General features: G+C 70.6%; 26 protein-coding genes. 13 read left to right on the top strand and 13 right to left on the bottom strand.

Features of this window, described 5'->3' with window-relative positions; translation table 11 throughout:
- Nucleotides 1–177: 177 nt before the first annotated feature.
- Complete coding sequence (nagB, locus tag ACIHAR_RS34545) at nt 178–963, bottom strand: glucosamine-6-phosphate deaminase (protein ID WP_365466207.1); 786 nt, start codon at nt 961–963, stop codon at nt 178–180.
- 495 nt (nt 964–1,458) lie between these two features.
- Here nagB and ACIHAR_RS34540 point away from each other — a divergent pair, with 495 nt between their 5' ends.
- Entirely contained in the window at nt 1,459–2,925 is a 1,467-nt protein-coding gene (locus ACIHAR_RS34540; protein ID WP_400023203.1) for a sensor histidine kinase, read from the top strand.
- Nucleotides 2,926–3,151: 226 nt separating this feature from the next.
- Here the strand turns inward: ACIHAR_RS34540 and ACIHAR_RS34535 are convergent, their stop codons facing one another.
- Nucleotides 3,152–3,409, bottom strand: coding sequence for a WhiB family transcriptional regulator (locus tag ACIHAR_RS34535; protein WP_003992873.1), 258 nt, complete (start codon nt 3,407–3,409; stop codon nt 3,152–3,154).
- Nucleotides 3,410–3,728: 319 nt separating this feature from the next.
- On the bottom strand, nt 3,729–4,697 hold the full coding sequence (locus ACIHAR_RS34530; protein ID WP_365466209.1) for a diacylglycerol kinase family protein: 969 nt from the start codon (nt 4,695–4,697) through the stop codon (nt 3,729–3,731).
- Nucleotides 4,698–4,855: 158 nt separating this feature from the next.
- Here ACIHAR_RS34530 and ACIHAR_RS34525 point away from each other — a divergent pair, with 158 nt between their 5' ends.
- Nucleotides 4,856–5,308, top strand: coding sequence for a hypothetical protein (locus ACIHAR_RS34525; protein ID WP_400023176.1), 453 nt, complete (start codon nt 4,856–4,858; stop codon nt 5,306–5,308).
- A 43-nt stretch (nt 5,309–5,351) separates the two neighbouring features.
- Here the strand turns inward: ACIHAR_RS34525 and ACIHAR_RS34520 are convergent, their stop codons facing one another.
- The 3 genes from ACIHAR_RS34520 to ACIHAR_RS34510 form a co-directional block, all read right to left on the bottom strand.
- Nucleotides 5,352–6,485: an RNA polymerase sigma factor SigF gene (locus ACIHAR_RS34520; protein ID WP_400023175.1), complete on the bottom strand. Its 1,134-nt coding sequence runs from the start codon at nt 6,483–6,485 to the stop codon at nt 5,352–5,354.
- Nucleotides 6,486–6,502: 17 nt separating this feature from the next.
- A complete protein-coding gene (locus tag ACIHAR_RS34515; RefSeq protein ID WP_004925829.1) occupies nt 6,503–6,916 on the bottom strand; it encodes an anti-sigma regulatory factor in 414 nt (137 codons plus the stop codon).
- 270 nt (nt 6,917–7,186) lie between these two features.
- Nucleotides 7,187–7,447, bottom strand: coding sequence for a UBP-type zinc finger domain-containing protein (locus tag ACIHAR_RS34510; protein WP_365466215.1), 261 nt, complete (start codon nt 7,445–7,447; stop codon nt 7,187–7,189).
- 63 nt (nt 7,448–7,510) lie between these two features.
- Here ACIHAR_RS34510 and ACIHAR_RS34505 point away from each other — a divergent pair, with 63 nt between their 5' ends.
- Nucleotides 7,511–9,109, top strand: coding sequence for a Na+/H+ antiporter (locus ACIHAR_RS34505; RefSeq protein WP_365466217.1), 1,599 nt, complete (start codon nt 7,511–7,513; stop codon nt 9,107–9,109).
- Between the two features lie 56 nt (nt 9,110–9,165).
- Here ACIHAR_RS34505 and ACIHAR_RS34500 read toward each other — a convergent pair whose 3' ends face one another.
- Entirely contained in the window at nt 9,166–10,062 is an 897-nt protein-coding gene (locus ACIHAR_RS34500) for a 1-aminocyclopropane-1-carboxylate deaminase/D-cysteine desulfhydrase (RefSeq protein WP_400023172.1), read from the bottom strand.
- 174 nt (nt 10,063–10,236) lie between these two features.
- Between ACIHAR_RS34500 and ACIHAR_RS34495 the strand changes: the two genes are divergently transcribed.
- The 4 genes from ACIHAR_RS34495 to ACIHAR_RS34480 all read left to right on the top strand — a co-directional run bounded on the left by ACIHAR_RS34495 (nt 10,237) and on the right by ACIHAR_RS34480 (nt 14,073).
- The gene (locus ACIHAR_RS34495) at nt 10,237–11,643 is read left to right on the top strand and encodes a family 2B encapsulin nanocompartment shell protein (protein ID WP_365466221.1); all 1,407 of its coding nucleotides are present in this window, start codon (nt 10,237–10,239) and stop codon (nt 11,641–11,643) included.
- A gap of 112 nt (nt 11,644–11,755) precedes the next feature.
- On the top strand, nt 11,756–12,877 hold the full coding sequence (locus ACIHAR_RS34490; RefSeq protein ID WP_400023170.1) for a family 2 encapsulin nanocompartment cargo protein polyprenyl transferase: 1,122 nt from the start codon (nt 11,756–11,758) through the stop codon (nt 12,875–12,877).
- A 305-nt stretch (nt 12,878–13,182) separates the two neighbouring features.
- A complete protein-coding gene (locus ACIHAR_RS34485; RefSeq protein WP_365466223.1) occupies nt 13,183–13,770 on the top strand; it encodes a dihydrofolate reductase family protein in 588 nt (195 codons plus the stop codon).
- A gap of 18 nt (nt 13,771–13,788) precedes the next feature.
- Complete coding sequence (locus ACIHAR_RS34480) at nt 13,789–14,073, top strand: hypothetical protein (protein ID WP_400023168.1); 285 nt, start codon at nt 13,789–13,791, stop codon at nt 14,071–14,073.
- Between the two features lie 97 nt (nt 14,074–14,170).
- Here ACIHAR_RS34480 and ACIHAR_RS34475 read toward each other — a convergent pair whose 3' ends face one another.
- Both ACIHAR_RS34475 and sodN read right to left on the bottom strand, forming a co-directional pair.
- Entirely contained in the window at nt 14,171–14,923 is a 753-nt protein-coding gene (locus tag ACIHAR_RS34475; RefSeq protein WP_400023201.1) for a VOC family protein, read from the bottom strand.
- Nucleotides 14,924–15,203: 280 nt separating this feature from the next.
- Nucleotides 15,204–15,599, bottom strand: coding sequence for a superoxide dismutase, Ni (gene sodN / locus ACIHAR_RS34470; protein ID WP_365466227.1), 396 nt, complete (start codon nt 15,597–15,599; stop codon nt 15,204–15,206).
- Between the two features lie 146 nt (nt 15,600–15,745).
- Between sodN and sodX the strand changes: the two genes are divergently transcribed.
- Nucleotides 15,746–16,180: a nickel-type superoxide dismutase maturation protease gene (sodX, locus tag ACIHAR_RS34465; RefSeq protein ID WP_400023167.1), complete on the top strand. Its 435-nt coding sequence runs from the start codon at nt 15,746–15,748 to the stop codon at nt 16,178–16,180.
- Here the strand turns inward: sodX and ACIHAR_RS34460 are convergent.
- Entirely contained in the window at nt 16,084–16,713 is a 630-nt protein-coding gene (locus tag ACIHAR_RS34460) for a CGNR zinc finger domain-containing protein (protein ID WP_365466231.1), read from the bottom strand. The genes sodX and ACIHAR_RS34460 overlap by 97 nt on opposite strands.
- Nucleotides 16,714–16,831: 118 nt before the next feature.
- On the opposite strand from ACIHAR_RS34460, the gene ACIHAR_RS34455 reads away from it, so the two are divergent.
- The gene (locus ACIHAR_RS34455) at nt 16,832–17,599 is read left to right on the top strand and encodes a class I SAM-dependent methyltransferase (protein WP_365466233.1); all 768 of its coding nucleotides are present in this window, start codon (nt 16,832–16,834) and stop codon (nt 17,597–17,599) included.
- A gap of 96 nt (nt 17,600–17,695) precedes the next feature.
- Here ACIHAR_RS34455 and ACIHAR_RS34450 read toward each other — a convergent pair whose 3' ends face one another.
- The 3 genes from ACIHAR_RS34450 to ACIHAR_RS34440 are packed head-to-tail and all read right to left on the bottom strand — an operon-like array spanning nt 17,696 to nt 20,418.
- Nucleotides 17,696–18,457 (bottom strand): amino acid ABC transporter ATP-binding protein, encoded by a 762-nt coding sequence (locus ACIHAR_RS34450; RefSeq protein ID WP_365466235.1) that lies wholly within the window; start codon nt 18,455–18,457, stop codon nt 17,696–17,698.
- Nucleotides 18,454–19,422 carry an amino acid ABC transporter permease gene (locus ACIHAR_RS34445; protein WP_365466237.1) on the bottom strand — a complete coding sequence of 323 codons (969 nt, stop codon included), beginning with the start codon at nt 19,420–19,422 and terminating at the stop codon, nt 18,454–18,456. Before ACIHAR_RS34445 ends, ACIHAR_RS34450 begins: the two co-directional genes overlap by 4 nt.
- Before the next feature lie 27 nt (nt 19,423–19,449).
- Nucleotides 19,450–20,418 (bottom strand): ABC transporter substrate-binding protein, encoded by a 969-nt coding sequence (locus ACIHAR_RS34440; protein WP_365466239.1) that lies wholly within the window; start codon nt 20,416–20,418, stop codon nt 19,450–19,452.
- Nucleotides 20,419–21,022: 604 nt separating this feature from the next.
- On the opposite strand from ACIHAR_RS34440, the gene ACIHAR_RS34435 reads away from it, so the two are divergent.
- The 4 genes from ACIHAR_RS34435 to ACIHAR_RS34420 all read left to right on the top strand — a co-directional run bounded on the left by ACIHAR_RS34435 (nt 21,023) and on the right by ACIHAR_RS34420 (nt 24,422).
- Nucleotides 21,023–22,255, top strand: coding sequence for an NADP-dependent malic enzyme (locus tag ACIHAR_RS34435; protein ID WP_365466241.1), 1,233 nt, complete (start codon nt 21,023–21,025; stop codon nt 22,253–22,255).
- A gap of 333 nt (nt 22,256–22,588) precedes the next feature.
- Nucleotides 22,589–23,554: a zinc-binding dehydrogenase gene (locus tag ACIHAR_RS34430; RefSeq protein WP_365466243.1), complete on the top strand. Its 966-nt coding sequence runs from the start codon at nt 22,589–22,591 to the stop codon at nt 23,552–23,554.
- Nucleotides 23,555–23,655: 101 nt separating this feature from the next.
- Nucleotides 23,656–23,865, top strand: a complete 210-nt coding sequence (locus ACIHAR_RS34425; protein ID WP_365466245.1) for a helix-turn-helix domain-containing protein — start codon at nt 23,656–23,658, stop codon at nt 23,863–23,865.
- Complete coding sequence (locus tag ACIHAR_RS34420; protein WP_400023164.1) at nt 23,865–24,422, top strand: Clp protease N-terminal domain-containing protein; 558 nt, start codon at nt 23,865–23,867, stop codon at nt 24,420–24,422. The genes ACIHAR_RS34425 and ACIHAR_RS34420 overlap by 1 nt, the downstream gene beginning before the upstream one ends.
- The last annotated feature ends 38 nt before the right edge of the window (nt 24,423–24,460 follow it).

Here is a 24,460-nt window from a genome sequence, read left to right as displayed (position 1 = left end):
TACCTACGTGCCGTCCGCGCCTCCGTGCCGTCCGTACCGTACGTGCGCCCGTCCGCACCGCCTGTAGTCGACCCCCGGTCGCACCGCCCGCCGCGCAGCCGTATGTACGCCGAAGGCGCCGCGCTCCCCTCGGGGAACCCGGCGCCTTCGGCGTGCCCGTACCGGTGCGTCCCGGTCTCAGAGGCCTTGCCACTCCGGCTTGTTGGCGTAGGTGTGGCGGAAGTAGTCCGCGAGCTTCAGTTTGGACGCGGCGGCCTCGTCGGCGACCACCGTCGCGTGCGGGTGCAGTTGCAGCGCGGAGGCCGGGCAGACCGCGGCGACCGGCCCCTCGACGGTCGCCGCGACGGCGTCCGCCTTGCCCTCGCCGGTCGCGAGCAGCACCAGGTGCCGCGCCTCCAGGATGGTGCCGATGCCCTGGGTGATGACGTGCTGCGGGACCTGCTCGATGTCACCGTCGAAGAAGCGCGCGTTGTCGATCCGGGTCTGCTCGGTCAGCGTCTTGATCCGCGTCCGCGAGGCCAGCGAGGAGCACGGCTCGTTGAACCCGATGTGCCCGTCGGTGCCGATCCCCAGCAGCTGCAGGTCCACGCCGCCGGCCTCGGCCAGGGCCCGGTCGTAGGCCTCGCACGCGGCGGGCACGTCCTCGGCCGTGCCGTCCGGGCCGAGGAAGGCGCCCATGCCGATGCCGAGCGGCTCCAGCACCTCGCGCCGGAGCACGGAACGGTAGGACTCCGGGTGCTCGGCGGGCAGCCCCACGTACTCGTCGAGCTGGGCGATCCGCGCCCGCGAGGTGTCCACGGCACCGGAGCGCACCTTGGCGGTCAGCGCCCGGTAGACGGGCAGCGGGGTGGACCCGGTGGCCACGCCGAGCAGGGCGTCGGGCTTGCGCCGCAGCAGTTGCGCCATGGCCTCGGCGATGAGCTCGCCGCCCGACCTGGCGTCCGGAACGATGACAACTTCCACGCTGGCCTGCCGTTCTGGGGAGGGACGGAGTGGACGGTAGTGGTTTAGACCAATCTAACAGGCGGTCGCGGAAATTGCCTCGCCCATCTGCCTCCGCACAAGAACCCGCACAGGCTAGGCTGCGTTGTGGATGCCAGGGCGTCCGACCAGTTGGCCCGGCCCGGGTCGCCGGCTCGTGAAGCTGACAACAACGAACATGCTCCGACGCATGGACACGCGCAAGTGGTCTAGTCCACAATCGTGCCGTAAGCCGTGCGACGGAGCACCACCAGACTTCCGTCTTCCCCGCACAGGAAGGCGGACCGAGGATCCGGAGCTCTCTGCCCTGACTGCCCCGGCTCCTCACCTTCGGCCGACCGGGACCGCACACCCCACGGCCGATATTGCTCCGGGCTGCGGTGCCGGGAGGGTTGAGGGTCCCTCTCAGGCGCCGCGGCCCGCGGGTGTTTTTCGGACAGGTCCAAACCGCCGGGTACGCTCGCACACGTGCCCTCCATGAACGAACTCGTACGCCAGCACACCTCACTCGGCGACTCCGACCTCGAGTGGCTCCACCTGCTGGTCTCGGAGTGGCAGCTGCTCTCCGACCTCTCCTTCGCCGACCTGGTCCTGTGGGTTCCCACCCGTGACGGCACCCGCTACGTCTCCGTCGCCCAGATGCGCCCCAACACCGGCCCCACCTCCTACCAGGACGACATGGTCGGCCACCTCGTCCCCCGGGGCCGACGCCCCCTGCTGGACGCCGCCCTCGACGAGGGCCGGATCGTGCGCGAGGGCGACCCGGAGTGGCGCGAGGAGGTCCCCGTCCGGGTCGAGTCGATCCCCGTACGGCGTGAGGGCCAGGTCCTCGGCGTCATCGCCCGCAACACCAATCTGCTCACCGTGCGCACCCCCAGCCGGCTGGAGCTGACCTACCTCCAGAGCGCCTCCGACCTCGCGCAGATGATCGCGGCCGGCGCCTTCCCCTTCCCGGACCAGCAGATGGACATGGACGCGGCCCCGCGCGTCGGCGACGGCCTGATCCGCCTCGACGCCGACGGCATCGTCCAGTACGCCTCCCCGAACGCGCTGTCCGCCTACCACCGCATGGGCCTCGCCTCCGACCTCGTGGGCCAGCACCTCGGCCAGACCACCGCCGAACTCGCCCCGACCCGCGGCCCGGTGGACGAGGCGCTCGCCAAGGTGGCCAGCGGCTGGGCGCCCCGCGAGTTCGAGATCGAGGCGAACGACGGGGTCATCCAGTTCCGCGCGATCCCGCTCAAGCCCAAGGGCACCCGCATCGGTTCGCTCGTCCTGCTCCGGGACGTCACGGAACTGCGCCGCCGCGAACGCGAGTTGATCACCAAGGACGCGACCATCCGGGAGATCCACCACCGGGTGAAGAACAACCTCCAGACGGTCGCGGCCCTGCTCCGCCTCCAGGCCCGCCGTATCGAGTCCGAGCGGGGGAGGGAGGCCCTGGAGGAGGCGGTCCGCCGCGTCGGCTCGATCGCCATCGTCCATGAGACGCTGTCCCAGAACCTGGACGAGCGGGTGGAGTTCGACGAGATCGCGGACCGGGTCCTCGCGATGGTCGCGGAGATCTCCCCGGGCAAGGTCACCGGCCGGCGCACCGGACGCTTCGGCATCCTGGACGCGGAGGTCGCCACCCCGCTGTCCATGGTGCTCACCGAGATCCTGCAGAACGCCCTGGAGCACGGCTTCCGCGAGGGCGACACCGGCACGGTCGAGGTGTCCGCGGTCCGCGGCGGCACCACCAAGGAGGCCCGTCTGCTGGTCACCGTCCAGGACGACGGCGTCGGCCTGCCCGCCGGCTTCGACCCGCACACCTCCGGCAACCTCGGCCTGCAGATCGTACGGACGCTGGTCGAAGGGGAGTTGGGCGGGAGCTTCGACATGGTGCCGGCGCCGGAGCGCGGCACGCAGGTGATCCTGGACATCCCGGTGCGGGCGCAGAAGTAGCGCCCGGGGCGAGGCGGTCGGCTTCCGTCGGCTGCCGCTGTGCACGGCTGCCGACGGCTGCCGTGCACAGCAAGAAGCCCCGGACCGTTCAGGGGTCCGGGGCTCAACATGCTCGTTGCCAGCGATTGCTGCGCATCGGGGGTACTGCGCGCTGCGGCTCGGGGGCGGGAGTTGCGTACTCGCTGTACGCGCCGCCAAGCTCAGGCTGTGTGCGGGGCGGGTGTTGTCAGGCGGAGGCCTGACGGGCCCGGTTGCGGGCGGCGCGGCGCTTCATGGCGCGGCGCTCGTCCTCGCTGAGACCACCCCAGACGCCGGAGTCCTGGCCGGACTCGAGCGCCCACTGCAGACACTGCTCGATAACGGGGCAGCGACGGCAGACGGCCTTGGCTTCCTCGATCTGCAGCAGCGCAGGACCGGTGTTGCCGATGGGGAAGAAGAGCTCGGGGTCTTCCTCGCGGCAAACGGCGTTGTGACGCCAGTCCATGGCTGCTACCTCTCCTTGGTATTACGTGCAGGTTGCTTGTGAATGTGAACGCTTTCACGAATCCCTCAACAAGTGAAGGGCCACCAGCCAGGTTCCCTGCCGTGGTCCTGATGTTTGTAGAGGGGTTCCGGTGATCAGTGGATGCCGGTGTTGCGGGCTGTCCCGATCGCCACGTAGAGACTCGCAAACCTCAGCGGCGGATACAACCCCTTCTGGAAAGTTTTTTTTGATTCCTCGGTGTCGACTAGGTCACAGCCGTACTTCCATGGGGTGGATCCTGGCCTAAACGTTCGAGTGAAAGGACTTTCGCCTCTTCTGCTCACACAATCACACGCAGTGCACGGCGTACGCCTGTGAACGTCACGCTGGTACGCAGCCCCAGGTGGTCACCGTCCATCTGGAGGGGCAGCGGGACCTTCGAATGCAAGGTGAACTGGTCCAGGTCGTGCAGTGAGACAGCATGCTTCCCATGGGGGCCCCGCTCGGGGGACGAAGTAAGCAACTGGGTTCCATACCGGACAACCGAGGCGGTGGACAGGCGGCTGAGACCGAATACGTCGAGCCCGGTATCGAACGAGGCCTTAGGCGACGCGTATACCGGGCGATTGCCCAAATAGGTCCACGGAGCCGTGTTGCAGACGATGGACAGCACCAGATCGGTCACCGGCTCCGCGTCCGGACGCTCCAACGTGATCGACCCGTGCCGGCGCTGGGTCTCGCCGAGGAGCTGACGCGCCGCCTGGCGGAGATAGAGGGCGTGGGTGGACTTCCGGCCGCGCTCGCGCTGCTGTTCCACCCTGCCCACGACTCCCGCGTCGAAGCCGAGCCCCGCGTTGAAGGTGAACCAGCGCGACGGCACCGCTTCGTCCTCCGTGCCCGGGGTGCCCGAGGTGAGCCCGAGCCCGACGGTGCGCTCCCTGCCCTCGCGCAGGGCGTCCAGCAGGGCGCCGGTGGCCTCCACGGGGTCGTTGAGCAGACCGAGGGCGCGGGCGAAGACGTTGGTGGAACCGCCGGGGACCACGGCCAGGCCGGGCAGGTGCTCGGGGTCGGGGCCGTCGTGCAGGAGGCCGTTGACCACCTCGTTGATCGTGCCGTCGCCGCCCAGGGCCACGACCATGTCTATGTCGTCGCTCTGCGCCGCCTGCCGCCCCAGGTCACGCGCGTGCCCGCGGTACTCCGTGGTGACCGCCTCGAGCTTCATCTCGCTCGCGAGCGCGTGGATGAGGACGTCGCGCGTCCGTGCACTCGTAGTGGTTGCTGCTGGGTTGACCACGAGAAGTGCACGCATGGATGGCAGCGTACCTACTGGGGGGTACCAGGGCACAGGCCGAGTGAAGATCGGGTAAGAGATCCAGCCGTGAGCCTCGCCACGGCCCTGAGCGCACGTGACGCGCACGCTCCCACGGCGCCGGAGGGCGCGGTCGGCGTGCGGGCTACCCTTCAGGGGTGAGCAGCGAGCAGAACCCCGACGCCCCGGAAACCGCAGGCCCCCGCCCGCGCCGCCTGACGTACGCCGCCGGGCTCACCGCCCTGGAGGGGCTGGCGCTGCTCGTCGGTGGGGTGTGGGTGCTCGTCCTCGGGATCACCGGGGACCCGGACGACCGGCAGCAGGCCGTCACCGGCGGGGTGACGCTGATGGTGCTCGCGCTGCTGCCGCTCCTCGCCGCACGAGGACTGCTGGGCCGCCGCAGTTGGAGCCGGGGGCCGGCCGTCATCACGCAGATCATGGCGCTGCCCGTCGCCTACAACCTTCTGCAGGCCGACAGCATGGCGATCCCGGCCGGTATCGCGCTCGCGGTCGTGGCCGTCGCGGCGCTGGTCCTGCTCGTCAACGGTGAAACCACCCGGGCCCTCGGAATCAAGGGGCCCGGCAACACCGAGAAGGGCGCCCGTAAGTAGCGCGGTCGCCCCTCCGTCAGGCGTCACCGACCGGTCGTAGCGGTCACTCCTCGACCAGCAGCTTCTCCCGAAGCTGCGCCAGGGTGCGCGCCAGCAGGCGCGAGACGTGCATCTGGGAGATGCCGACCTCCTGCGCGATCTGCGACTGGGTCATGTTGCCGAAGAAGCGCAGCAGCAGGATCCGCTTCTCCCGGGGCGGCAGATCCTCCAGCAGCGGCTTGAGCGACTCCCGGTACTCCACGCCCTCCAGCGCCTCGTCCTCCGCGCCCAGCGTGTCCGCCACGGCCGGCGACTCGTCGTCGGTGTCGGGGACGTCCAGGGACAGCGTGGAGTACGCGTTGGCGGACTCCAGGCCCTCCAGGACCTCCTCCTCCGAGATCGCCAGCTTCTCCGCGAGCTCGTGGACGGTGGGGGAGCGGCCGTGCAGCTGCGACAGCTCGGCGGTGGCCGTCGTCAGCGCCAGCCGCAGTTCCTGGAGCCTGCGCGGAACCCGCACCGCCCAGCCCTTGTCGCGGAAGTGCCGCTTGATCTCGCCGACGACCGTCGGCGTCGCGTACGTGGAGAACTCCACGCCGCGGTCCGGGTCGAAGCGGTCGACGGACTTGATCAGACCGATGGTGGCGACCTGGGTGAGGTCGTCCAGCGGCTCACCACGGTTGCGGAAGCGGCGTGCGAGGTGCTCGACGAGCGGCAGGTGCATCCGGACCAGCTGGTTGCGCAGCTCCGCGTACTCCGCGCTGCCCTCCTGCAGCGCGCGCAGCTCGACGAACATGGCGCGCGCCCCGGTCCGGTCCTGAGGCTCGCGGTGGTCCTGGGACACACGGTTCAGAAGCTCGCGGTCCTGGGGCGCACCGTTCCGGGGCTCGTGCTGTGCGCCCGGCACGCCCTGATCGTCGTCTCGCTCGTGCTCGCTCATCGTCCCGCCCGTCGCCCTCTGTCGAGCCCTCGCCTCAGCCCGGCCGGGGGATCCCCCGATCCGCCTCTCCCGAGGCGCGCCCTGCACGGCAGTGTCCGGGCCCCCGGCTTCCACGGAGGTCACGTCGTCCTCCGGGTGCGGCCGGGCCTGCTCGGGAATGCCGTCGATGCCGTCCGTCGTGCGTCGGGACCCGCCCGGAGAGACGGGGTTCCCGGCGCTCTCGGCCGGCAGTTCCCGTGTGCCGCGTTCTTCGTCCCGCACCGGCCCGTCCCCGTTCCTCACGCCGGCCCGGGTCCCGCGCCGCGCTGTTTGTAGAGGCTGATCGAAACGGTTTTGTCCTCGTCTACGGCGGAGGAGACCTTGCCCGCGAGGGCGGACAGCACGGTCCAGGCGAAGGTGTCCCGCGAGGGCGCGTGGCCGTCCGTGGTCGGCGCCGAGACGGTGACCTCCAACGAGTCGTCGACCAGGCGGAAGACACAGCTGAGCACCGAGCCGGGCACGGCCTGCTGGAGCAGGATCGCGCAGGCCTCGTCCACCGCGATGCGCAGGTCCTCGATCTCGTCCAGGGTGAAGTCCAAACGGGCCGCGAGGCCGGCCGTGGCCGTCCGCAGCACCGACAGGTAGGCACCCGCAGCCGGCAGCCGGACTTCCACGAAGTCCTGGGTCGCGGGCTCGCCTGCGATCTGGGACACCCTCACCTCCAAGGTGGTACAAGCTCTTCGGGGCCGAGGGTCGCCCCCCGGGGTAACGCGTGTGTGGTGCAGCGGTGACGCTATCGCGCTCTCAAGTGTCCTGTCCCCGGGACCCCAACCCCCTGGCGTCACTCACAGTAAATCTGTGAACACGCTCCGTGTCTAGGGGTCTGCGGGCCCGAAAGGGAAGAGGGCGCGCCGGGTTGACGTACCCAGGCGTCAGATGCTCGAACCGTACCCGCTGAACGGCCGGGCCGTCGTCGGGCCGGCTCATGCGAGGACGTGGTCCACGAAGCACCAGCGCCAGTTCTCGCCGGGTTCGAAGGTCCGCATGACCGGGTGGCCGGACTCCTTGTGGTGTTCCGTCGCGTGCCGGCCCGGCGAGGAGTCGCAGCAGCCGACGTGGCCGCACGACAGGCACAGCCGCAACTGCACCGGGTGATGGCCCTCCCGCAGGCACTCCACACAGGTCTCGCTGAGCGGTTCGGGCTCGGGGTGCGGCAGCGCGTCGGCGTGCGTGCACTGTTTCATGATGGCCAGGTTACGACGGGCGTGCGGACGCCTGCGCAGAAAAAAAGCGAGGGTGGGCAGGACATGGACGTGATGCCACTGCTGTTGCTGGTGGCGGGCAGTGCGGCGATCGCCGCGGCGGCCCGGCGCACCCCGGTGCCCGCCCCGCTTCTCCTGGTCGCCGTGGGACTGGCGGTCTCCTACGTCCCCGGCGTCCCCGACTACACCCTGGACCCCGACATCGTCCTGCCCCTCCTGCTGCCCCCGCTGCTGCACACCTCGGCCACCGACAGCTCCTACCTCGACCTGCGCGCGCAGGCGCGGCCCGTGGCGCTGCTGTCGGTCGGGTACGTGCTCTTCGCGACGGTCGTCGTCGGCTACGCCGCCTACCTGCTCGTCCCCGGTCTGCCGCTGGCCGCGGCGCTGGTGCTGGGCGCGGTGGTGGCGCCGCCGGACGCGGTCGCGGCGACGGCGGTCGCACGCCGGCTCGGGCTGCCGTCCAGGATCACCACGATCCTCCAGGGCGAGTCCCTCCTGAACGACGCCACCGCGATCACCGCCTACAAGGTGGCCCTCGCCGTCGTCATCGGCGAAGGCGCGTCCTGGGCCGGCGGGATCGAGGAGTTCCTGGTGGCGGCGGTCGGCGGCACCGCGGTCGGTCTGATCCTCATGGCTCCGCTGCACTGGCTGCGCACCCACGTCAAGGAGCCGCTGCTCCAGAACACGCTCTCCCTGCTGATCCCCTTCGTGGCCTACGCGACCGCCGAGCAGTTCCACGCCTCCGGTGTGATCGCCGTGGTCGTCGTCGCCCTCTACCTGGGCCACCGCGCGTGGGAGGTCGACTTCGCCACGCGGCTCCAGGAGGACGCGGTGTGGAAGATGGTCGCCTTCGTCCTGGAGTCGGCGGTCTTCGCGCTGATCGGCCTGCAACTGCCGGTCGTCCTGAGGGGCCTCGGCGCGTACGAGGGCGTGGAAGCCGTCTGGTACGCCGTCGTCCTGTTCCTCGTGGTCGTCGCGTGCCGCTTCGCGTGGGTGTACCCGGCGACGTTCGTCCCCCGGCTGCTGTCGAGACGCATCCGCGAGCGCGAGGAGAATCCGACCTGGCGGGGGCCGGTCGTCATCGCCTGGGCCGGCATGCGGGGCGTGGTCTCGCTCGCCATCGCCTTCTCCATCCCCCTCACCGCCGACCACGGCGAGGAGCCCTTCCCGCACCGCAACCTCATCCTCTTCCTGACCTTCACCACGGTCATCGGCACCCTGGTCGTCCAGGGCCTGACCCTGCCCCCGCTGATCCGGCTGCTGAAGTTCCCCGAGCCCGACCCGCAGGCGGCGACGCTCGCCGAGGCCAACGCGCAGGCGCAGGCCTCGCGGGCCGCCGAGGAGCGACTCGACGCCCTCCTCGCCGACGAGCGCAACGCCCTGCCGCCGCCTCTCGCCAACCGCCTCCGCGCGGTCCTCGAACGCCGCCGCAACGCGGTCTGGGAACGTCTCGGCCAGGTCAACCCCATCACCGGCGAGACCGTCGACGACACCTACCGCCGGCTGTCCCGGAAGATGATCAGCGCCGAGCGGGAGGTCTTCGTCCGCCTCCGCGACGGCCGCTACATCGACGACGAGATGCTGCGGACCTTGCTGCGCAGGCTGGACCTGGAGGAGGCGGCGGCCTACCGGGAGGCGGGGTAGGAGCCACCTTCTCCTGAGGGCGGGGCGCTGTTCCCGAGTGGCGGGGCGAAGGCCCCTCAGGCTTCGAACGGCGCCCCGGTCACCACGGCCGCGAGCCGCGTGCCCGGCGGGAACGCGCCCTCCTCGGTGAGGGTGAAAAGTGCGTAGAGCAACTTGGCGACATAGAGACGTTCCAGCGGAAGGCCGTGGCGTCGCTCGAAGTCCTCGGCGAAGGCGTCGAGGGCGGGGGTGGTGCGGGCGTAGCCGCCGAAGTGGAAGCGTTCCTCGAGGCGCCAGTCGCCCCGGGGCGAGCCGAATGCCTCCGTCTGCAGGGTCCGTATGCCGGCGTCCAGGAAGCCGCCCTTGAGCACGGGTATGCCCAGGGCGAGGGCGCCGGGGGCCAGGCCGGCGGCGAGGCCCGCGAGGGTGCCGCCGGTGCCGCAGGCCACGGCGGCCACGTCGGCACGGCCGCGCAGCTCCGCGCCGAGCGCCCGGCAACCGAGGACGGCCGCCGCGTTGCTGCCGCCCTCCGGGACGACGTACGCGTCCTCGGCGCCGGCTTCGCGCAGGACGGCGGCGAGGGTGTCGGGGTCGGTCTTGCGGCGGTAGGTCGTCCGGTCGACGAAGTGCAGCCGCATCCCGTCGGCCGCGCACCGTGCCAGGGACGGGTTCAGCGGCCGTCCTGCGAGCTCGTCGCCGCGCACCACCCCGACGGTGGGCAGGTCCAGCAGGCGGCCGGCGGCGGCCGTGGCCCGCAGGTGGTTGGAGTAGGCGCCGCCGAAGGTGACGATCGGCCGGCCGGCCGCCGCCTCCAGGTTCGGCGCGAGCTTGCGCCACTTGTTGCCGACCAGCTCCGGATGGATCAGGTCGTCCCGCTTGAGGAGCAGCCGTACGCCGTGCCGGGCGAACCGGTCGTCGGACACCTCGTGCAGAGGGGAGGGGAGCCGCGGTCGCAGGTCGGCGGGGTCGGTCACCCCGCCATTGTCGAACACCTCTCGCCTCGAAAACCCGCTCTACCCCGTCACGGGATGATCCATTCACGCTCTTTCGGGTAATGGTACGACCACCCTGCGTGAGGGAGGCTTGCTCGCGTGAACAGTGCATCGGCGCAGTACGGCGCCCGTGCATGACTGGGAGGGCGTTTCCATATGTCGGTAGGCGAAGAGGTCCGTACGGAGCAGGGCAAGCCGCAGCAGAGCCTCGGCACCGCGGCCGCGCGGAACCTGGCCACCACGACCAAGTCCGCACCGCAGATGCAGGAGATCAGCTCCCGCTGGCTGCTGCGGATGCTGCCCTGGGTGGACGTGCAGGGCGGCACGTACCGGGTGAACCGGCGGCTGACATACGCGGTCGGCGACGGCCGCATCACGTTCGTCAAGACCGGCGACCGCGTCGAGGTCATCCCCGCCGAGCTGGGTGAACTGCCCGTGCTGCGCTCGTACGAGGACGACGAGGTGCTCTCGGAGCTGGCCGCCCGCTGCCGGCAGCGGGAGTACGCCCCGGGCGAGGTCATCGCCTCCTTCGGCAGCCAGACCGACGAGGTCTACCTGCTGGCGCACGGCAGGGTGGAGAAGGTCGGCACCGGCCCCTACGGCGACGACCAGGTCCTCGGGGTCCTCGCCGACGGCGCCTACTTCGGCGACCAGGCACTGATCGACGGCGACGCCATCTGGGAGTACACCGCGCGCGCCCACACCGCCAGCACGGTGCTGATCCTGGCCCGCGAGGACTTCGAGCAGGTGGCGGAGCGCGCGGACTCCCTGCGCGAGCACGTCCGGCGGCAGCGCGCGATCCCCCAGCAGCGGACCAACAAGTACGGCGAGAAGGCCGTCGACCTCGCCGCGGGCCACTCCGGCGAGCCGGACATCCCGCACACGTTCGTGGACTACGAGGCCCGGCCGCGCGAGTACGAGCTGAGCATCGCCCAGACCGTGCTGCGCATCCACACGCGCGTGGCGGACCTGTACAACCAGCCGATGAACCAGACCGAGCAGCAGTTGCGGCTGACGGTCGAGGCGCTGAAGGAGCGTCAGGAGCACGAGCTCGTCAACAACCGGACCTTCGGTCTCCTCCACAACTGCGAGTACGACCAGCGGATCCAGCCGCACGACGGCGTGCCCGGCCCCGACGACCTGGACGAACTGCTCAGCAGGCGGCGCGGGACCAAGATGCTTCTCGCCCACCCGCGCGCGATCGCCGCGATCGGACGCGAGCTGAACAAGCGCGGGCTCGTCCCGGAGACGATCGACGTCGGCGGCAACCGGATCCCCACCTGGCGCGGGGTGCCGATCTACCCGTGCAACAAGATCCCGGTCACCGAGGCCCGGACCAGCTCCATCATCGCGATGCGTCTCGGCGAGCAGGACCAGGGCGTCATCGGGCTGCGCCAGTCCGGCATCCCGGACGAGATCGAGCCGAGCCTGTCCGTGCGGTTCATGGGCATCAACGAACAGGCCATCATCAAGTACCTGGTCACGGCCTACTACTCGGCCGCGGTGCTGGTGCCGGACGCGCTGGGCGTGCTGGAGAACGTCGAGATCGGCCGCTGGCGGTGAGCTCGCCCGTGCGAACGCCGTGTCCCCGCCCTTCGGGGCGGGTACACCCAGGGCGTACGCGCCGGGTGGCAGCGCAACCGCCACCGTCCGCGGACCCTGTGAGGGGGACTCCATGACCGACTTCGTGACGGAGACCAGGCCGCACCTCGGCGAGACGCGTGAAAGGCGGATGCCCATCGGGAGTCGGAGCGACGGTGGGGCGGGCGCGTTCGACGGACAGGAGGCGACGACGATCCTGGAGGACGCCCGGGCGTCCGTCGACCCGGCACTGCGGGCGGCCCTCGACTCGCTGCCCCGTTCGATGCGCAGGATCGCGCTCTACCACTTCGGCTGGGAGCACGCGGACGGCACACCGGCCGCGGGCAACGCCGGAAAGGCGATCCGCCCCGCGCTCGTGCTCACCGCGGCCGCGGCCCTCGGCGGGACCACGGCCCGCAGGGCGGCCGTACGGGCTGCCGCGGCGGTGGAACTGGTGCACAACTTCACGCTGTTGCACGACGACGTGATGGACCGGGACACCACCCGCCGGCATCGTCCCACCGCCTGGACCGTGTTCGGCGACGCCGAGGCGATCCTCGCCGGGGACGCCCTTCAGGCGCTGTCCCTCGGCCTGCTGGCGGAGGACCCGCACCCCGCGTCCGCGGCCGCCGCCGCCCGCCTCGCGGCCTGCGTGGTCGAGCTGTGCGCCGGGCAGCAGGCGGACACGGCGATGGAGAAGCTGGGCCCCGCCGAGGTCACCCTCGACGAGGTGCTCGCCATGGCCGAGGCCAAGACGGGCGCGCTCCTCGGCTGTGCGTGCGCCGTCGGCGCGCTGTACGCCGGGGCGCCCGAGGAGGACGTCGAGGCGCTGGACGGGTTCGGCCGTGAGGCAGGGCTCGCGTTCCAGCTCATCGACGACGTGATCGGCATATGGGGCGACCCCCGGCACACCGGCAAGCCGGCCGGCGCGGACCTGGCCGCCCGCAAGAAGTCCCTGCCGGTGGTGGCCGCGTTGGCCTCCGGCACCCCGGCCGCCGCGGAACTGGCCGAGCTGTACGCGGCGCCGTACGACCGGGGCGACCTGGAGCGCACCGTTCTCGCCGTCGAGCAGGCCGGCGGGCGCGCGTGGGCGCAGGAACAGGCGGCCGACCGGATGGGCCGGGCGATGTCCGAACTGGCACGGGCGATCCCGGACCCCGCGTCGGCGGGCGGCCTGCTGTCGCTGGCGGAGTTCGTGACGCGGAGGACCACGTGACGACGCCCTCCGCGGCCCGTCCCGTGACGGCAACCTGAAGGAAGGACCCCGGGTCCCCGGGGCCGTGCGGCTCCTGACTCCGCACGGCCACCCGGGGGCCCGGCCCGGCGGGTCCCGCACAACCCCACGGTGTGCGGGACCCGCCGCTACGCGTCTCCACGGTGGCGTCGGCCCGTAGCCGCCATGCGGAACCTCTTCTCCCACTTGACTCGATCTCAGGGAAACCGCGGAAAAGACCTTGCAGCCACTATGAGTGAAGTACTACAAACAGAGTGGTTCAGAGACAGTCTGCGGAAAGAGACCCCTTGCGAAAGCTCACCTACTTCGTCGCCTGCTCCCTCGACGGCTTCATCGGAGACCCCGACGGCGACGCCTCGTCGATGTTCACCTTCCTGGACGAGGAGTACATCGGCTTCATCGCCTCGACGTACCCCGAGACCCTCCCCACGCCCGTCCGGGAGCAGATGGGCATCAAGGACGCCGAGAACCTGCACTTCGACACCGTCATCCAGGGGCGCGGCAGCTACCAGCTCGGCCTCGACGCCGGCCTCACCAGTCCGTACGCCCATCTCCGCGAGCTCGTCGCCTCGCGCACCCTCGGCGCCTCGCCCGACCCGAACGTGGAGGTGATCGACGGCGACCTGGTCGCCCGGGTCCGCGAACTGAAGGCCGAGGACGGCAAGCTCGGCATCTGGCTGTGCGGCGGCGCGCAGGTCGCGGGCGCACTGCTGGACGAGATCGACGAACTCGTCATCAAGAGCTACCCGCAGGTCTACGGCTCGGGCATGCCGATGTTCGGCGGCACCGGGTTCTCCGTGGCCGACTTCACGCTGGAGTCGGTGCGCAGCTTCTCCAACGGAGTGGTGGTGCGTGTCTACGCAAGGAAGCCGTGACCGGCCTACCCTGGTGACATGGACAGGGAACACCACGTCTGTCCCGCCTGCGGGCAGCCCGTAGATACCGTCGTCCGGCGTCACAAGACGCTGGGCGCCTGGGTCCCGCGCTGGGTCGCGGGCCCCTGCCACAACCCCGACTGCGAGGCGTTCGTCGAGCCCGGCGTCCAGCACCACGGCCACGCCGAACACCACGCCCCCACCGAGCAGCACGCCCCCACCGAGCAGGACCGGCAGGGGGAGCAGCAGCCCGACCGTCCCGGCCCGGCGGAGGCCGGAACCCCCGCCGCCCCGACCTCGTGACGCGCGGTGGCCGGGGCGGTCCGTCGTTCGGATCACGCCGCAGACGCGGGGCTGAGAAGCACTGTCGCTGCCCTGCGAGCTGATCGGAGCGACAGGCCTAGTCGCCGGCCGCCGTCCGCGACGGCCCGCCCGTCTCCGGGTCGCGTCCGGTCAGGCAGTACACGCCTCCCGCCGGGTCGCGCATGACCGTCCACCGGGAGTGGGCGGCGACGAGGGTCGCGCCGAGCCGCTCGTGACGGGCGCGGACGGCGTCGACGTCCGCGCCGCAGGCCAGGTCGAGGTGGGCGGAGAGGGGCCGTTCGGCGTCCAGCCGCTGGAGAAGGATGCGGATCGGCAGTCCGTGCGGCGGCGCGACCGAGTGGAACTCCGGCAGGGAACCCGGCCGCGAGGTCCAGTCGGGCAGCAGACCGCTCCAGAAGGCGACTTCCGCGTCGTACGCAGAGGGAGGCACATCCACGCAGACCTGGTCCAGCCGGCTGCCGGACACCACCGGCGGGCGGACCGACTCGCCGTGCCAGGGCACCGCGCAGAACAACTGCCCGGCCGGAGAGCGCAGGACCGCCCAGCCGTCGTGCGGGGCGACCGTCTCCGCCCCGAGGTCCCGCGCGGTCCGTACGAACCCGGGTACGTCCTCGACGCAGAAGTCCAGGTGCGCTCCTCCCTCGCCCTCGGTGACGCCCTGCCCCTTCACGCACGCGTCGGCGCCGTCGGGCAGCAGTGTGACGAACTCGCCCTCGTCACCCCGTGGGGCGGACGGACGCGTGTCCGTGACGGCGGTCCAGAACGAGCGGGCCGGCTCGAAGCGTTCGGCGGGCCGGTCGACGAAGGCGTACGTCCAGCGGATGCGGATGCTCATGGGGCGATCGTAGGCCGGTCGTCGCCGCGCGCGGCGGGGCCATCGGCGACGGGCGCAGCACGTCGAGCACGCCGGTCAGGAGGGCCTGTTCGGCCTGCCGGGCGAGGGCGCCGGTCTGCCGGCGGGGGTGTTGGGCGGGGGTGTTGTACGACGTCGTGCGGCGACCCGGGAACGCCGAAGGGGCCCGGCCGTGGTGACGGCCGGGCCCCTTCGGAATGTCCCTCGGCCCGCGGTGGTGCACCGACCGCAGGTCACGGGAACGGCCTGGACGGTGTCAGGCCTTCTTCGTCTCCCAGAAGATCTTGTCGATCTCGGCGATCAGCTCCAGGGCCTTCTCGCCCGTCTTCGGGTCCGTGGAGGCCTTGGCGGTCGACAGGGCCTTCAGGGTGTCGTTGACCAGCTGGTGCAGCTGCGGGTACTTCTCGAAGTGCGGGGGCTTGAAGTAGTCGCTCCACAGCACGGAGACGTGGTGCTTCGCGAGCTCGGCGCGCTGCTCCTTGATGACGGTGGCGCGCGTCTGGAAGTGCGGGTCGTCGTTGGCGGCCATCTTCTCCTGCACGGCCTTCACCGACTCCGCCTCGATGCGGGCCTGGGCCGGGTCGTACACACCGCAGGGAAGGTCGCAGTGCGCACTGACCTTGACCTTGGGGGCAAACAGGCGGGAAAGCATGGAGCGTTCCTTCCTCGTGATCGTCTTCTCAGGTGGGACATTACTCCCTGCACGACGGGATTTGGCGAGTGCCCCCATGGGCTTAGGACAAAAGTCCGGGGTCAGACTGAGACTGGTGGAGGAACGGACCAGGGGAGGTGCCGGCGATGCCGGAGCCGTCGCACGAGAGCGAGCCGCGGAGGGCGGCCGCGCCCTTCGGACTGGCGGAGGTGACCGGGCCGTCCATGGTGCCCACGCTGCACCACGGGGACCAGCTGGTGGTGCAGTACGGAGCCCGGGTCAGGCCCGGTGACGTCGTCGTGCTGCGGCATCCGTTCCAGCAGGACCTGCTGGTCGTCAAGCGGGCCGCGGAGCGCCGCGACGGCGGCTGGTGGGTGCTCGGGGACAACGCCTACGCCGGTGGCGACAGCACGGACTACGGCACTGTGCCCGACGAACTGATCCTCGGCACCGTGCGGTTCCGCTACCGGCCGCTGAAGCCGGATCAGCGCTCGCCGCTGGCGGTGCTGCGCTGGGCGGTCTCGGCGGCCAGGCCGGTGCTTGCGGACCGGTCCGCCTCCAGGCGTTTGCGGGCGCGGTAGGCGGCCACGTTGGCGCGGGTGGCGCAGCGGTCGGAGCAGTAGCGCCGGGAACGGTTGGTGGAGGTGTCCAGGTAGGCGTTGCGGCAGGGATCCGCCTCGCACACGCCCAGCCGGTCCACGCCGTACTCGGTCAGGTGGAAGGCCAGGCCCATGGCGGCGATCGCCGCGTAGCCCGCGGTCGCGTTCGAGGGGTGATCGGCCAGGTGCATGTGCCACAGCGGGCGGCCGTCGTCGTCGCGGAAGTCGTGGCCGGAGATCTGCGGGCTCACGGGGAACTCCAGCAGCAGGGAGTTCAGCAGGTCCACGGCGAGGGTCTCGTCCCCGCCGTCGGCCGCCTCGAACACCGCGCGCAGCCGGGACCGCACCGAGCGGAACCGGGTGACGTCCGCGTCGGTGGCGCGGCGGGCCGCCGACTGGTTCCCCCCGAACAGGTCGCGGACGGCCTCCACCGAGGTCAACGTGTCCTTGCCCCGGGCCGGTTCCTCGGTGTTGACGAGGCGTACGGCGTAGTCCGAGTAATAGGCCAGTTCCACTTGTAGTCCTTACGGAGGGGCTCTATGGTCGTCAATGCGCTCGGGTAACGGCTGGTCGTGCATCCAGGGTATTACGCGGGCGCTCGAAGAGCGGGTGACGGAAGAAGAGGGGGGTCCCATGACCACCGGCAGTGTGGGCACCGGAACCGACTGGCAGGCCTGGCAGGAGAGCTGGGACCGGCAGCAGGAGTGGTACCTGCCCGACCGGGAGGACCGCTTCCGGGTCATGCTCGACATGGTGGAGGCCCTCGTCGGCACCGCACCGCGCGTCCTCGACCTCGCCTGCGGCACCGGCAGCATCACCGCCCGGCTGCTGCGCAGATTCCCCGAGGCCACCAGCACCGGCGTCGACCTCGACCCGGCGCTGCTCGCCATCGCCGAGGGCACCTTCGCGGGGGACGACCGCGTCACCCTGGTCACCGCCGACCTCAAGGACCCGGACTGGCCGGCCAGGCTGCCGTACGGCTCCTACGACGCCGTCCTCACCGCCACGGCCCTGCACTGGCTGCACAGCGAACCCCTCGCGGCCCTCTACGGTCAGGTCGCGGGACTCGTCCGCGACGGCGGTGTCTTCATGAACGCGGACCACATGATTGACGAGAGCACGCCCCGGATCAACGCGGCGGAGCGCGCCCGGCGTCACGACCGCATGGATCAGGCCAAGGCGGCCGGAGCCGTCGACTGGGCCGAGTGGTGGCGGCTGGCGGCCGCCGACCCCGTCCTCGCCGAGCCCACCGCCCGCCGCTTCGAGATCTACGGCGAGCACGCCGAAGGCGAGACGCCCTCGCCCGCCTGGCACACGCGCGTACTGCGCGAGCAGGGCTTCGGCGAGGTCCGCCCGGTGTGGGCCTCGCCGTCGGACACGCTGCTGCTCGCGCTGAAGTAACCCCGCCGGTTCCCGCGGGGACCGGGCACGCGGAAGGGGCGGTACGGGTTGCCCGTACCGCCCCTTCCGGGTACCGCCGTCCGTGACAGTGGCCTGTTACAGCACCTTGGACAGGAACGCCTGCGTCCGCTCGTGCTGCGGGTCCGTCAGGACGTCGCGCGGATTGCCGGACTCGACGACCACGCCACCGTCCATGAAGACCAGGCTGTCGCCCACCTCACGGGCGAAACCCATCTCGTGGGTGACGACGACCATCGTCATGCCGGACTCGGCCAGGTCGCGCATGACGTCCAGCACGTCGCCGACCAGCTCCGGGTCGAGGGCCGAGGTCGGCTCGTCGAACAGCATCAGCTTCGGGTCCATGGCCAGGGCCCGGGCGATGGCGACGCGCTGCTGCTGGCCGCCGGAGAGCTGCGAGGGGTAGTTCCCGGCCTTGTCGGCCAGGCCCACCCGCTCCAGGAGCTGCATCGCGCGCTCCTTGGCCTGGGCCTTGTTCGCGCCCTTGACCTGGACCGGGGCCTCGATGACGTTCTCCACCGCCGTCATGTGCGGGAAGAGGTTGAACCGCTGGAACACCATGCCGATGTCCCGGCGCTGCAGCGCGACCTCGCTGTCCTTGAGCTCGTACAGCTTGTCGCCCTTCTGGCGGTAGCCCACCAGATGGCCGTCGACGTACAGGCGCCCGGCGTTGATCTTCTCCAGGTGGTTGATGCAGCGGAGGAAGGTCGACTTGCCGGAGCCGGACGGGCCGATCAGGCAGAACACCTCGCCGGACTGGACCTCCAGGTCGATGCCCTTGAGGACCTCGACCGCGCCGAAGGACTTGTGGACGCCCTCGGCCTTCACCATCGCGGTCACGGCCTGCCCCTCTCACGGCTCAGCGAAAGCACGTTCGCCTTGATCTTCTGGAAGACGGTCGGCGGCAGGGTCCGGCTGGAGCCCCGCGCGTAGTACCGCTCCAGGTAGTACTGGAAGACGCTGAACACGCTGGTCATGACCAGGTACCAGATCGAGGCGACGAAGAGCATCTCCATCACGGCGTACGACTGGGAACCGATCACCGAGGTGGAGCGCAGCAGCTCGTTGTACGTCACCGCGTACACCAGCGCCGAGGTCTTCAGCATGTTGATGAACTCGTTGCCGGTCGGCGGCACGATCACCCGCATCGCCTGCGGGATCACGATCCGGCGCAGCGTCTTGCCGTGGCTCATGCCCAGCGCGTGGGCCGCCTCCGTCTGCCCCTCGTCGACGGCCAGCAGGCCGGCGCGGCAGATCTCCGCCATGTACGCGGCCTCGTTCAGGCCGAGGCCGAGGAGGGCGCACATGAACGGCGTCATGACGTCCGTCATCTCGTCCTTGTAGATCGGACCGAGGTTCAGGACGGGGAAGATCAGCGCGAGGTTGAACCACATCAGCAGCTGGACGTAGACCGGCGTACCGCGGAAGAACCAGATGTACATCCAGGCCACGCTGTTGGTCACCGGGTTCTTCGACAGCCGCATCACGGCCAGGACGACACCCAGGACCACGCCGAGCACCATGGCCAGGAGGCTGATCAGCAGCGTCCGGCCGGCACCCGCGATGACGGTCGAGTCGAACAGCTTGTCGCCCACCGCCTGCCAACGGATGTCACCGTTGGCGAACGCCTGGACGAGCAGCACGAGGAGCGCGAGGACGACGACGGCGCTGACCCAGCGGCCGTAGTGGCGCACCGGGATGGCCTTGATGGCCTCCGGCGGGCCGGAGAACGACGTGTCGTTCGCCACCGGCGGCTGGTCCGCCGGTGGAGCGCCCTCGGCGGACTTGTGGAGCTTGTCAGTCATGGGACTGCCCTTCGGTGGTGCGGGGGATCACTTGCCGCCGTTGATCTGGGCAGCGTCGATCGCGCCGCTCTGGGCGCCCCACTTCTCCAGCACCTTCTGGTACGAGCCGTCCTTGATGATCGCGTCGACGGCCTCCTTGAGGGCGTCGCGCAGCTGGGTGTTCTGCTTGTCGACCACGATGCCGAACGGGCCGGCGTCGTACTGCTCGCCGATGACCTCGAAGGCGTTGCCGCCGTCGGCCTTGCGGGCCATGTCCACGGCGACCGGGTAGTCGTTGACACCGGCCACGGCGCCGCCGGACTTCACGCGGGTCTGGGCCTCGGTGTCGTTCTCGAAGGACTCGATCTTGATGGCCTTCTTGCCACCGTCCGTGCACTTCTTGGACTGGTCCTTCAGGGCCTCCTCGTAGGTGGTGCCCCGCTGCACGGCGGCCGTCTGGCCGCAGAGGTCCTCGATGGACTTGATGCCCTTGGGGTTGCCCTTCTTGACGTAGACGGCGGTGCCGGCCGTGAAGTAGTCGACGAAGTCGACGCCCTCGCCCAGCTTCTTGCCGCTCTCGTCCAGGCCCTCCTGGCGCTGCTTGTTGTCGGTGATCGACGACATGGCGATGTCGTAGCGGCCGGTGTTGACCGCAGTGATCAGACCGTCGAAGGAGCCGGAGGTGAACTTGAACTCGACGCCGAGCTGCTTGCCGAGCGCCGCGGCGATGTCGGGGTCGACGCCCACGATCTTGCCGCCCTCGACGTACTCCATGGGGGCGTACTCGGCGTTGGTGCCGACCTGGATGACGCCCGCGTCCTGGATCTTCTTCGGCAGCTTGGAGAAGAGGGGGGCGGCGTTGGCCTTGCCCGTCGCCTCGGAGGTGCTGCTTCCGCTGCCACTGTCGGTCTGGTCACCGCAGGCGGTGAGCAGCAGGGCGCCCGCGACCGCGAGGGAACCGACCGCGGCTAGCCGGGTGCGCGCGGCGGTGGTACGGCGGATGGAGCGTGCGGTCATGGTGAGTGCCTCCGGCGGATGGATGGAGATGCCGATGGGTCGACGAGAACACACACCTTCGGGTGTCGCGACCTCGTGTGATTACCGCATCTTGCCATTCGGACTGCGCCATTCAGGGGGCCAGCCATGTCAAAATCGGATAACGGGCGACCCCCGAACCGCACCAGTCCGGTACAACACGGCCGGACCGGACCGCACCATCTGCGGGAATCTCTCCTTCCGGCCGGAAGATCTTCGGTTCATCTCACGATGTGGTCGGTACTAATGCGGTCCGTACGGTGACTTGAGTCCGTGTCAAGGGTTTGCCCGGTAGTTGTTCTCCGCCACGCGCATGAGTCATGTCACTGGCATATGACGGCGTGCGTGGGCTGTAGAAGCTCTGCAAGATGCGGCGTGTGACCTTGCACGGATTGGACTCGTCGTCGGTGGTGTCCGTCCGGTAAGAAGGTTCTTTACACCCCTCATCCGGGGCTCAGGGCGCGTGTGCGGCGCGCCCGCCGCGCAGTGCCCGTACGGGACACCACTGGGCCCTGCGCGATGCCCGCCCACTTCTCAACCAGGAGTGGCCACCCTCAAACCATGAACACCTAAGGGGTAAGACACAGTGGCAGCGGAGATCGTCAATCCTCGCAGCGAGAGCGAAACGGACCATACGGGCCAGGAGGGCGGTGCGGAGCCCCTCGACTCGTTCGACCCGGCGTTCGCGTTGCACCGTGGCGGAAAGATGGCCGTGCAGGCCACCGTCCCGGTCCGCGACAAGGACGACCTGTCCCTCGCCTACACGCCCGGCGTCGCTCGCGTGTGCACCGCGATCGCGGAACAGCCGGAGCTGGTGAACGACTACACCTGGAAGTCCTCCGTCGTCGCCGTCGTCACCGACGGCACGGCCGTCCTCGGGCTCGGCGACATCGGGCCGGAGGCGTCCCTTCCGGTCATGGAAGGCAAAGCGATCCTCTTCAAGCAGTTCGGCGGCGTGGACGCGGTTCCGATCGCGCTCGCCTGCACGGACGTGGACGAGATCGTCGAGACCGTGGTGCGCCTCGCGCCCTCGTTCGGCGGAGTGAACCTGGAGGACATCTCGGCGCCCCGGTGCTTCGAGATCGAGCGCCGGCTCCAGGAGGCGCTGGACATCCCGGTCTTCCACGACGACCAGCACGGTACGGCCGTCGTGACGCTGGCGGCGCTGCGGAACGCGGCGCGGCTGAGCGGGCGGGCCATCGGCGACCTGCGGGCCGTCATCTCGGGCGCCGGCGCGGCCGGTGTCGCCATCGCCAAGATGCTGGTCGAGGCCGGTATCGGGGACGTCGCGGTCACCGACCGCAAGGGCATCGTCTCCGCGGACCGGGAGGACCTCACCGACGTCAAGCGCGAGCTGGCCGGGTTCACCAACAAGGCCGGGCTGACCGGGTCCCTGGAGGACGCGCTGGCCGGCGCCGACGTCTTCATCGGCGTCTCCGGCGGTACGGTCCCGGAGGCGGCGGTGGCCTCCATGGCGGAGGGCGCGTTCGTCTTCGCCATGGCCAACCCGAACCCGGAGGTCCACCCGGACGTCGCCCACAAGTACGCGGCGGTCGTCGCCACCGGGCGGTCGGACTTCCCGAACCAGATCAACAACGTGCTGGCGTTCCCGGGGATCTTCGCGGGTGCGCTGCAGGTGCGGGCGTCCCGGATCACCGAGGGCATGAAGATCGCGGCGGCGGAGGCGCTGGCGGGGGTCGTCGGGGACGATCTCGCGGCCGACTACGTCATTCCCTCGCCCTTCGACGAGAGGGTGGCTCCGGCGGTCACGGCGGCTGTCGCCGCGGCGGCCCGGGCTGAGGGGGTTGCTCGTCGCTGACGTGCACCTGTGATGGCCCCGTCCGTTCGGACGGGGCCATCTCCTTGCCCACCCGCCCGTTCGGTTGGCGAAGAGGTCACCGTCCTCGGGGACTCCGCCCCCGGACCCCCGTGTCGGCCCTGAACAGGCCTCGTCCTGAAGCGCCGGACGGGCTGAGAATGACGGGCCGGACTGAAGGTGCCGGCCGGTGGGGGCGGGCGTCTGCCGGTGTTGAACGGCGCCGACCGGCTTGAAGGACGCCGACCGATATGGATAGGCGCCGGCCCGCAAGAGGGCATGTCTCACAGGCACCCCCGGTTTCCCCGTCCCCTCCCGGCCCCTATCGTCGGCTTCATGTTCGCCGTCTACGCCGCTCGAATCGACCGTGACCAGCCGCTCAACGGCCTGGAGTTGGGGGAGCGTCCGGCTCCTGAGGCCCGGCCCGGCTGGAGCACCGTCAACGTTCGCGCCGCCTCCCTCAATCACCACGATCTCTGGTCCTTGCGGGGCGTGGGCCTCGCTGAGGACAAGCTGCCGATGATCCTCGGATGTGACGCCGCCGGCGTCGACGAGGACGGCAACGAGGTCGTCCTGCACTCCGTGATCGGTCAGAGCGGGCACGGGGTCGGGCCCGACGAGCCCCGTTCCATCCTGACCGAGCGCTACCAGGGCACCTTCGCCGAGCAGGTCGCCGTGCCGACCTGGAACGTCCTGCCCAAGCCCAAGGAGCTCTCCTTCGAGGAGGCCGCCTGTCTGCCCACCGCCTGGCTCACCGCGTACCGCATGCTCTTCACCAACGCCGGCGTGCGGCCGGGTGACTCTGTTCTCGTGCAGGGCGCCGGTGGCGGGGTCGCCACCGCTGCGATCGTGCTCGGGAAGGCGGCGGGGCTGCGGGTCTTCGCGACCAGCCGGGACGAGGCCAAGCGGAAGCGGGCGCTCGAGCTCGGTGCCGTCGAGGCGGTCGAGCCGGGAGCGCGGCTGCCCCAGCGGGTCGACGCCGTCATCGAGACGGTCGGTGCCGCCACCTGGTCCCACTCCGTGAAGTCGCTGCGGCCCGGCGGGACGCTCGTCATCTCGGGTGCCACGAGCGGTGACCGGCCCTCGCACGCCGAGCTGACCCGCATCTTCTTCCTGGAGCTCAAGGTCGTCGGCTCCACGATGGGGACCAAGGACGAGCTGGAGGACCTGCTCGCCTTCTGCGCCGCCACCGGGGTCCGCCCGGTCGTCGACGAGGTGCTTCCGCTCGACCGGGCCCGCGAGGGCTTCGAGCGGCTCGCGTCCGGTGACCAGTTCGGCAAGATCGTGCTGACGCACTCCTGACGTCGGGGGAGCGGGAGCGTGGCGGGCTCGAATCCTTCGGGCCCGCCCTTCGTGTGTCAACCGTGGTTGACATCGGATGGGTGTCAACGTAAGTTGACGTCATGACTGAGGCAACCGATCTCGCCGCGCGTGCCGGCGACCGTGATCCGCGGGTCGGGCTGCGTGCCGTCGCCGCCTTGCGTCGGCTGCTGGAACAGCTGGAGGCGGTGCAGGTGCGCAGTGCGCGCCATCAGGGATGGTCGTGGCAGGAGATCGCCGCGGAACTCGGAGTCAGCAGGCAGGCCGTGCACAAGAAGTACGGGAGGCAGTGATGTTCGAGCGGTTCACGAAGGACGCCCGCGACGTGGTGCGCGGCGCGGTCGAGCGGTGCGAGAGCTCGGGGGCCCGGACCGTGGGGCCCGAGCATCTGCTGCTCGCCCTGCTGGACCGTGAAGCGAGCCGCGGATCCTTCGCGCTCAGCGCCCTCGGCCTCCCGGCGGAGCGCAGGGAGCCGGTGCGGCAGGCGCTGGGCGAGGTGCGCCGGCGCGCGGGTCTGTCCCGTGCCGACGCCGACGCCCTCGCCGGTCTCGGGATCGACGTGTCCGAGATCGTCTCCCGGGTCGAGGAGGTGCACGGCGTCGGGGCGATGTCGGACGACCGGCGGCGCAAGGGCGGGCGGACCGGTTTCGGGCGGGACGCCAAGGACGTCCTGGAGAAGTCCCTCCGCATCGCCCTGGCCCACCGGGACCGGCACATCGGCGACGAGCACATCCTCCTCGCCCTGACCGCCCGCCCCGGCCCACCCGCCGAGACCCTCGCCGACCACGGCGTCACCCACTCGTCCCTCACCCGGGTGCTCTACGGCGGGGGAGAGGCGCAGGCGGGCTGAAGCGGACGGTGCCGCCGGCCCTCGGCGGCACGGGACCG

The organism is Streptomyces sp. NPDC052016, from assembly GCF_044548445.1.
Taxonomy (GTDB): domain Bacteria; phylum Actinomycetota; class Actinomycetes; order Streptomycetales; family Streptomycetaceae; genus Streptomyces.
Note: the sequence above shows the minus strand (reverse complement) of the source record. Positions and strands in the feature narration are given on the sequence as shown.

What these genes read in the sequence shown, in the direction of transcription:
- ACIHAR_RS34540 (WP_400023203.1), top strand. Translation starts at nt 1,459, where the DNA reads ATGAACGAACTCGTACGCCAGCACACCTCACTCGGCGACTCCGACCTC.
- ACIHAR_RS34535 (WP_003992873.1), bottom strand. Translation starts at nt 3,409, where the DNA reads ATGGACTGGCGTCACAACGCCGTTTGCCGCGAGGAAGACCCCGAGCTC.
- ACIHAR_RS34530 (WP_365466209.1), bottom strand. Translation starts at nt 4,697, where the DNA reads ATGCGTGCACTTCTCGTGGTCAACCCAGCAGCAACCACTACGAGTGCA.
- ACIHAR_RS34510 (WP_365466215.1), bottom strand. Translation starts at nt 7,447, where the DNA reads ATGAAACAGTGCACGCACGCCGACGCGCTGCCGCACCCCGAGCCCGAA.
- ACIHAR_RS34505 (WP_365466217.1), top strand. Translation starts at nt 7,511, where the DNA reads ATGGACGTGATGCCACTGCTGTTGCTGGTGGCGGGCAGTGCGGCGATC.
- ACIHAR_RS34495 (WP_365466221.1), top strand. Translation starts at nt 10,237, where the DNA reads ATGTCGGTAGGCGAAGAGGTCCGTACGGAGCAGGGCAAGCCGCAGCAG.
- ACIHAR_RS34490 (WP_400023170.1), top strand. Translation starts at nt 11,756, where the DNA reads ATGACCGACTTCGTGACGGAGACCAGGCCGCACCTCGGCGAGACGCGT.
- ACIHAR_RS34480 (WP_400023168.1), top strand. Translation starts at nt 13,789, where the DNA reads ATGGACAGGGAACACCACGTCTGTCCCGCCTGCGGGCAGCCCGTAGAT.
- sodN (WP_365466227.1), bottom strand. Translation starts at nt 15,599, where the DNA reads ATGCTTTCCCGCCTGTTTGCCCCCAAGGTCAAGGTCAGTGCGCACTGC.
- sodX (WP_400023167.1), top strand. Translation starts at nt 15,746, where the DNA reads ATGCCGGAGCCGTCGCACGAGAGCGAGCCGCGGAGGGCGGCCGCGCCC.
- ACIHAR_RS34455 (WP_365466233.1), top strand. Translation starts at nt 16,832, where the DNA reads ATGACCACCGGCAGTGTGGGCACCGGAACCGACTGGCAGGCCTGGCAG.
- ACIHAR_RS34445 (WP_365466237.1), bottom strand. Translation starts at nt 19,422, where the DNA reads ATGACTGACAAGCTCCACAAGTCCGCCGAGGGCGCTCCACCGGCGGAC.
- ACIHAR_RS34440 (WP_365466239.1), bottom strand. Translation starts at nt 20,418, where the DNA reads ATGACCGCACGCTCCATCCGCCGTACCACCGCCGCGCGCACCCGGCTA.
- ACIHAR_RS34430 (WP_365466243.1), top strand. Translation starts at nt 22,589, where the DNA reads ATGTTCGCCGTCTACGCCGCTCGAATCGACCGTGACCAGCCGCTCAAC.
- ACIHAR_RS34425 (WP_365466245.1), top strand. Translation starts at nt 23,656, where the DNA reads ATGACTGAGGCAACCGATCTCGCCGCGCGTGCCGGCGACCGTGATCCG.
- ACIHAR_RS34420 (WP_400023164.1), top strand. Translation starts at nt 23,865, where the DNA reads ATGTTCGAGCGGTTCACGAAGGACGCCCGCGACGTGGTGCGCGGCGCG.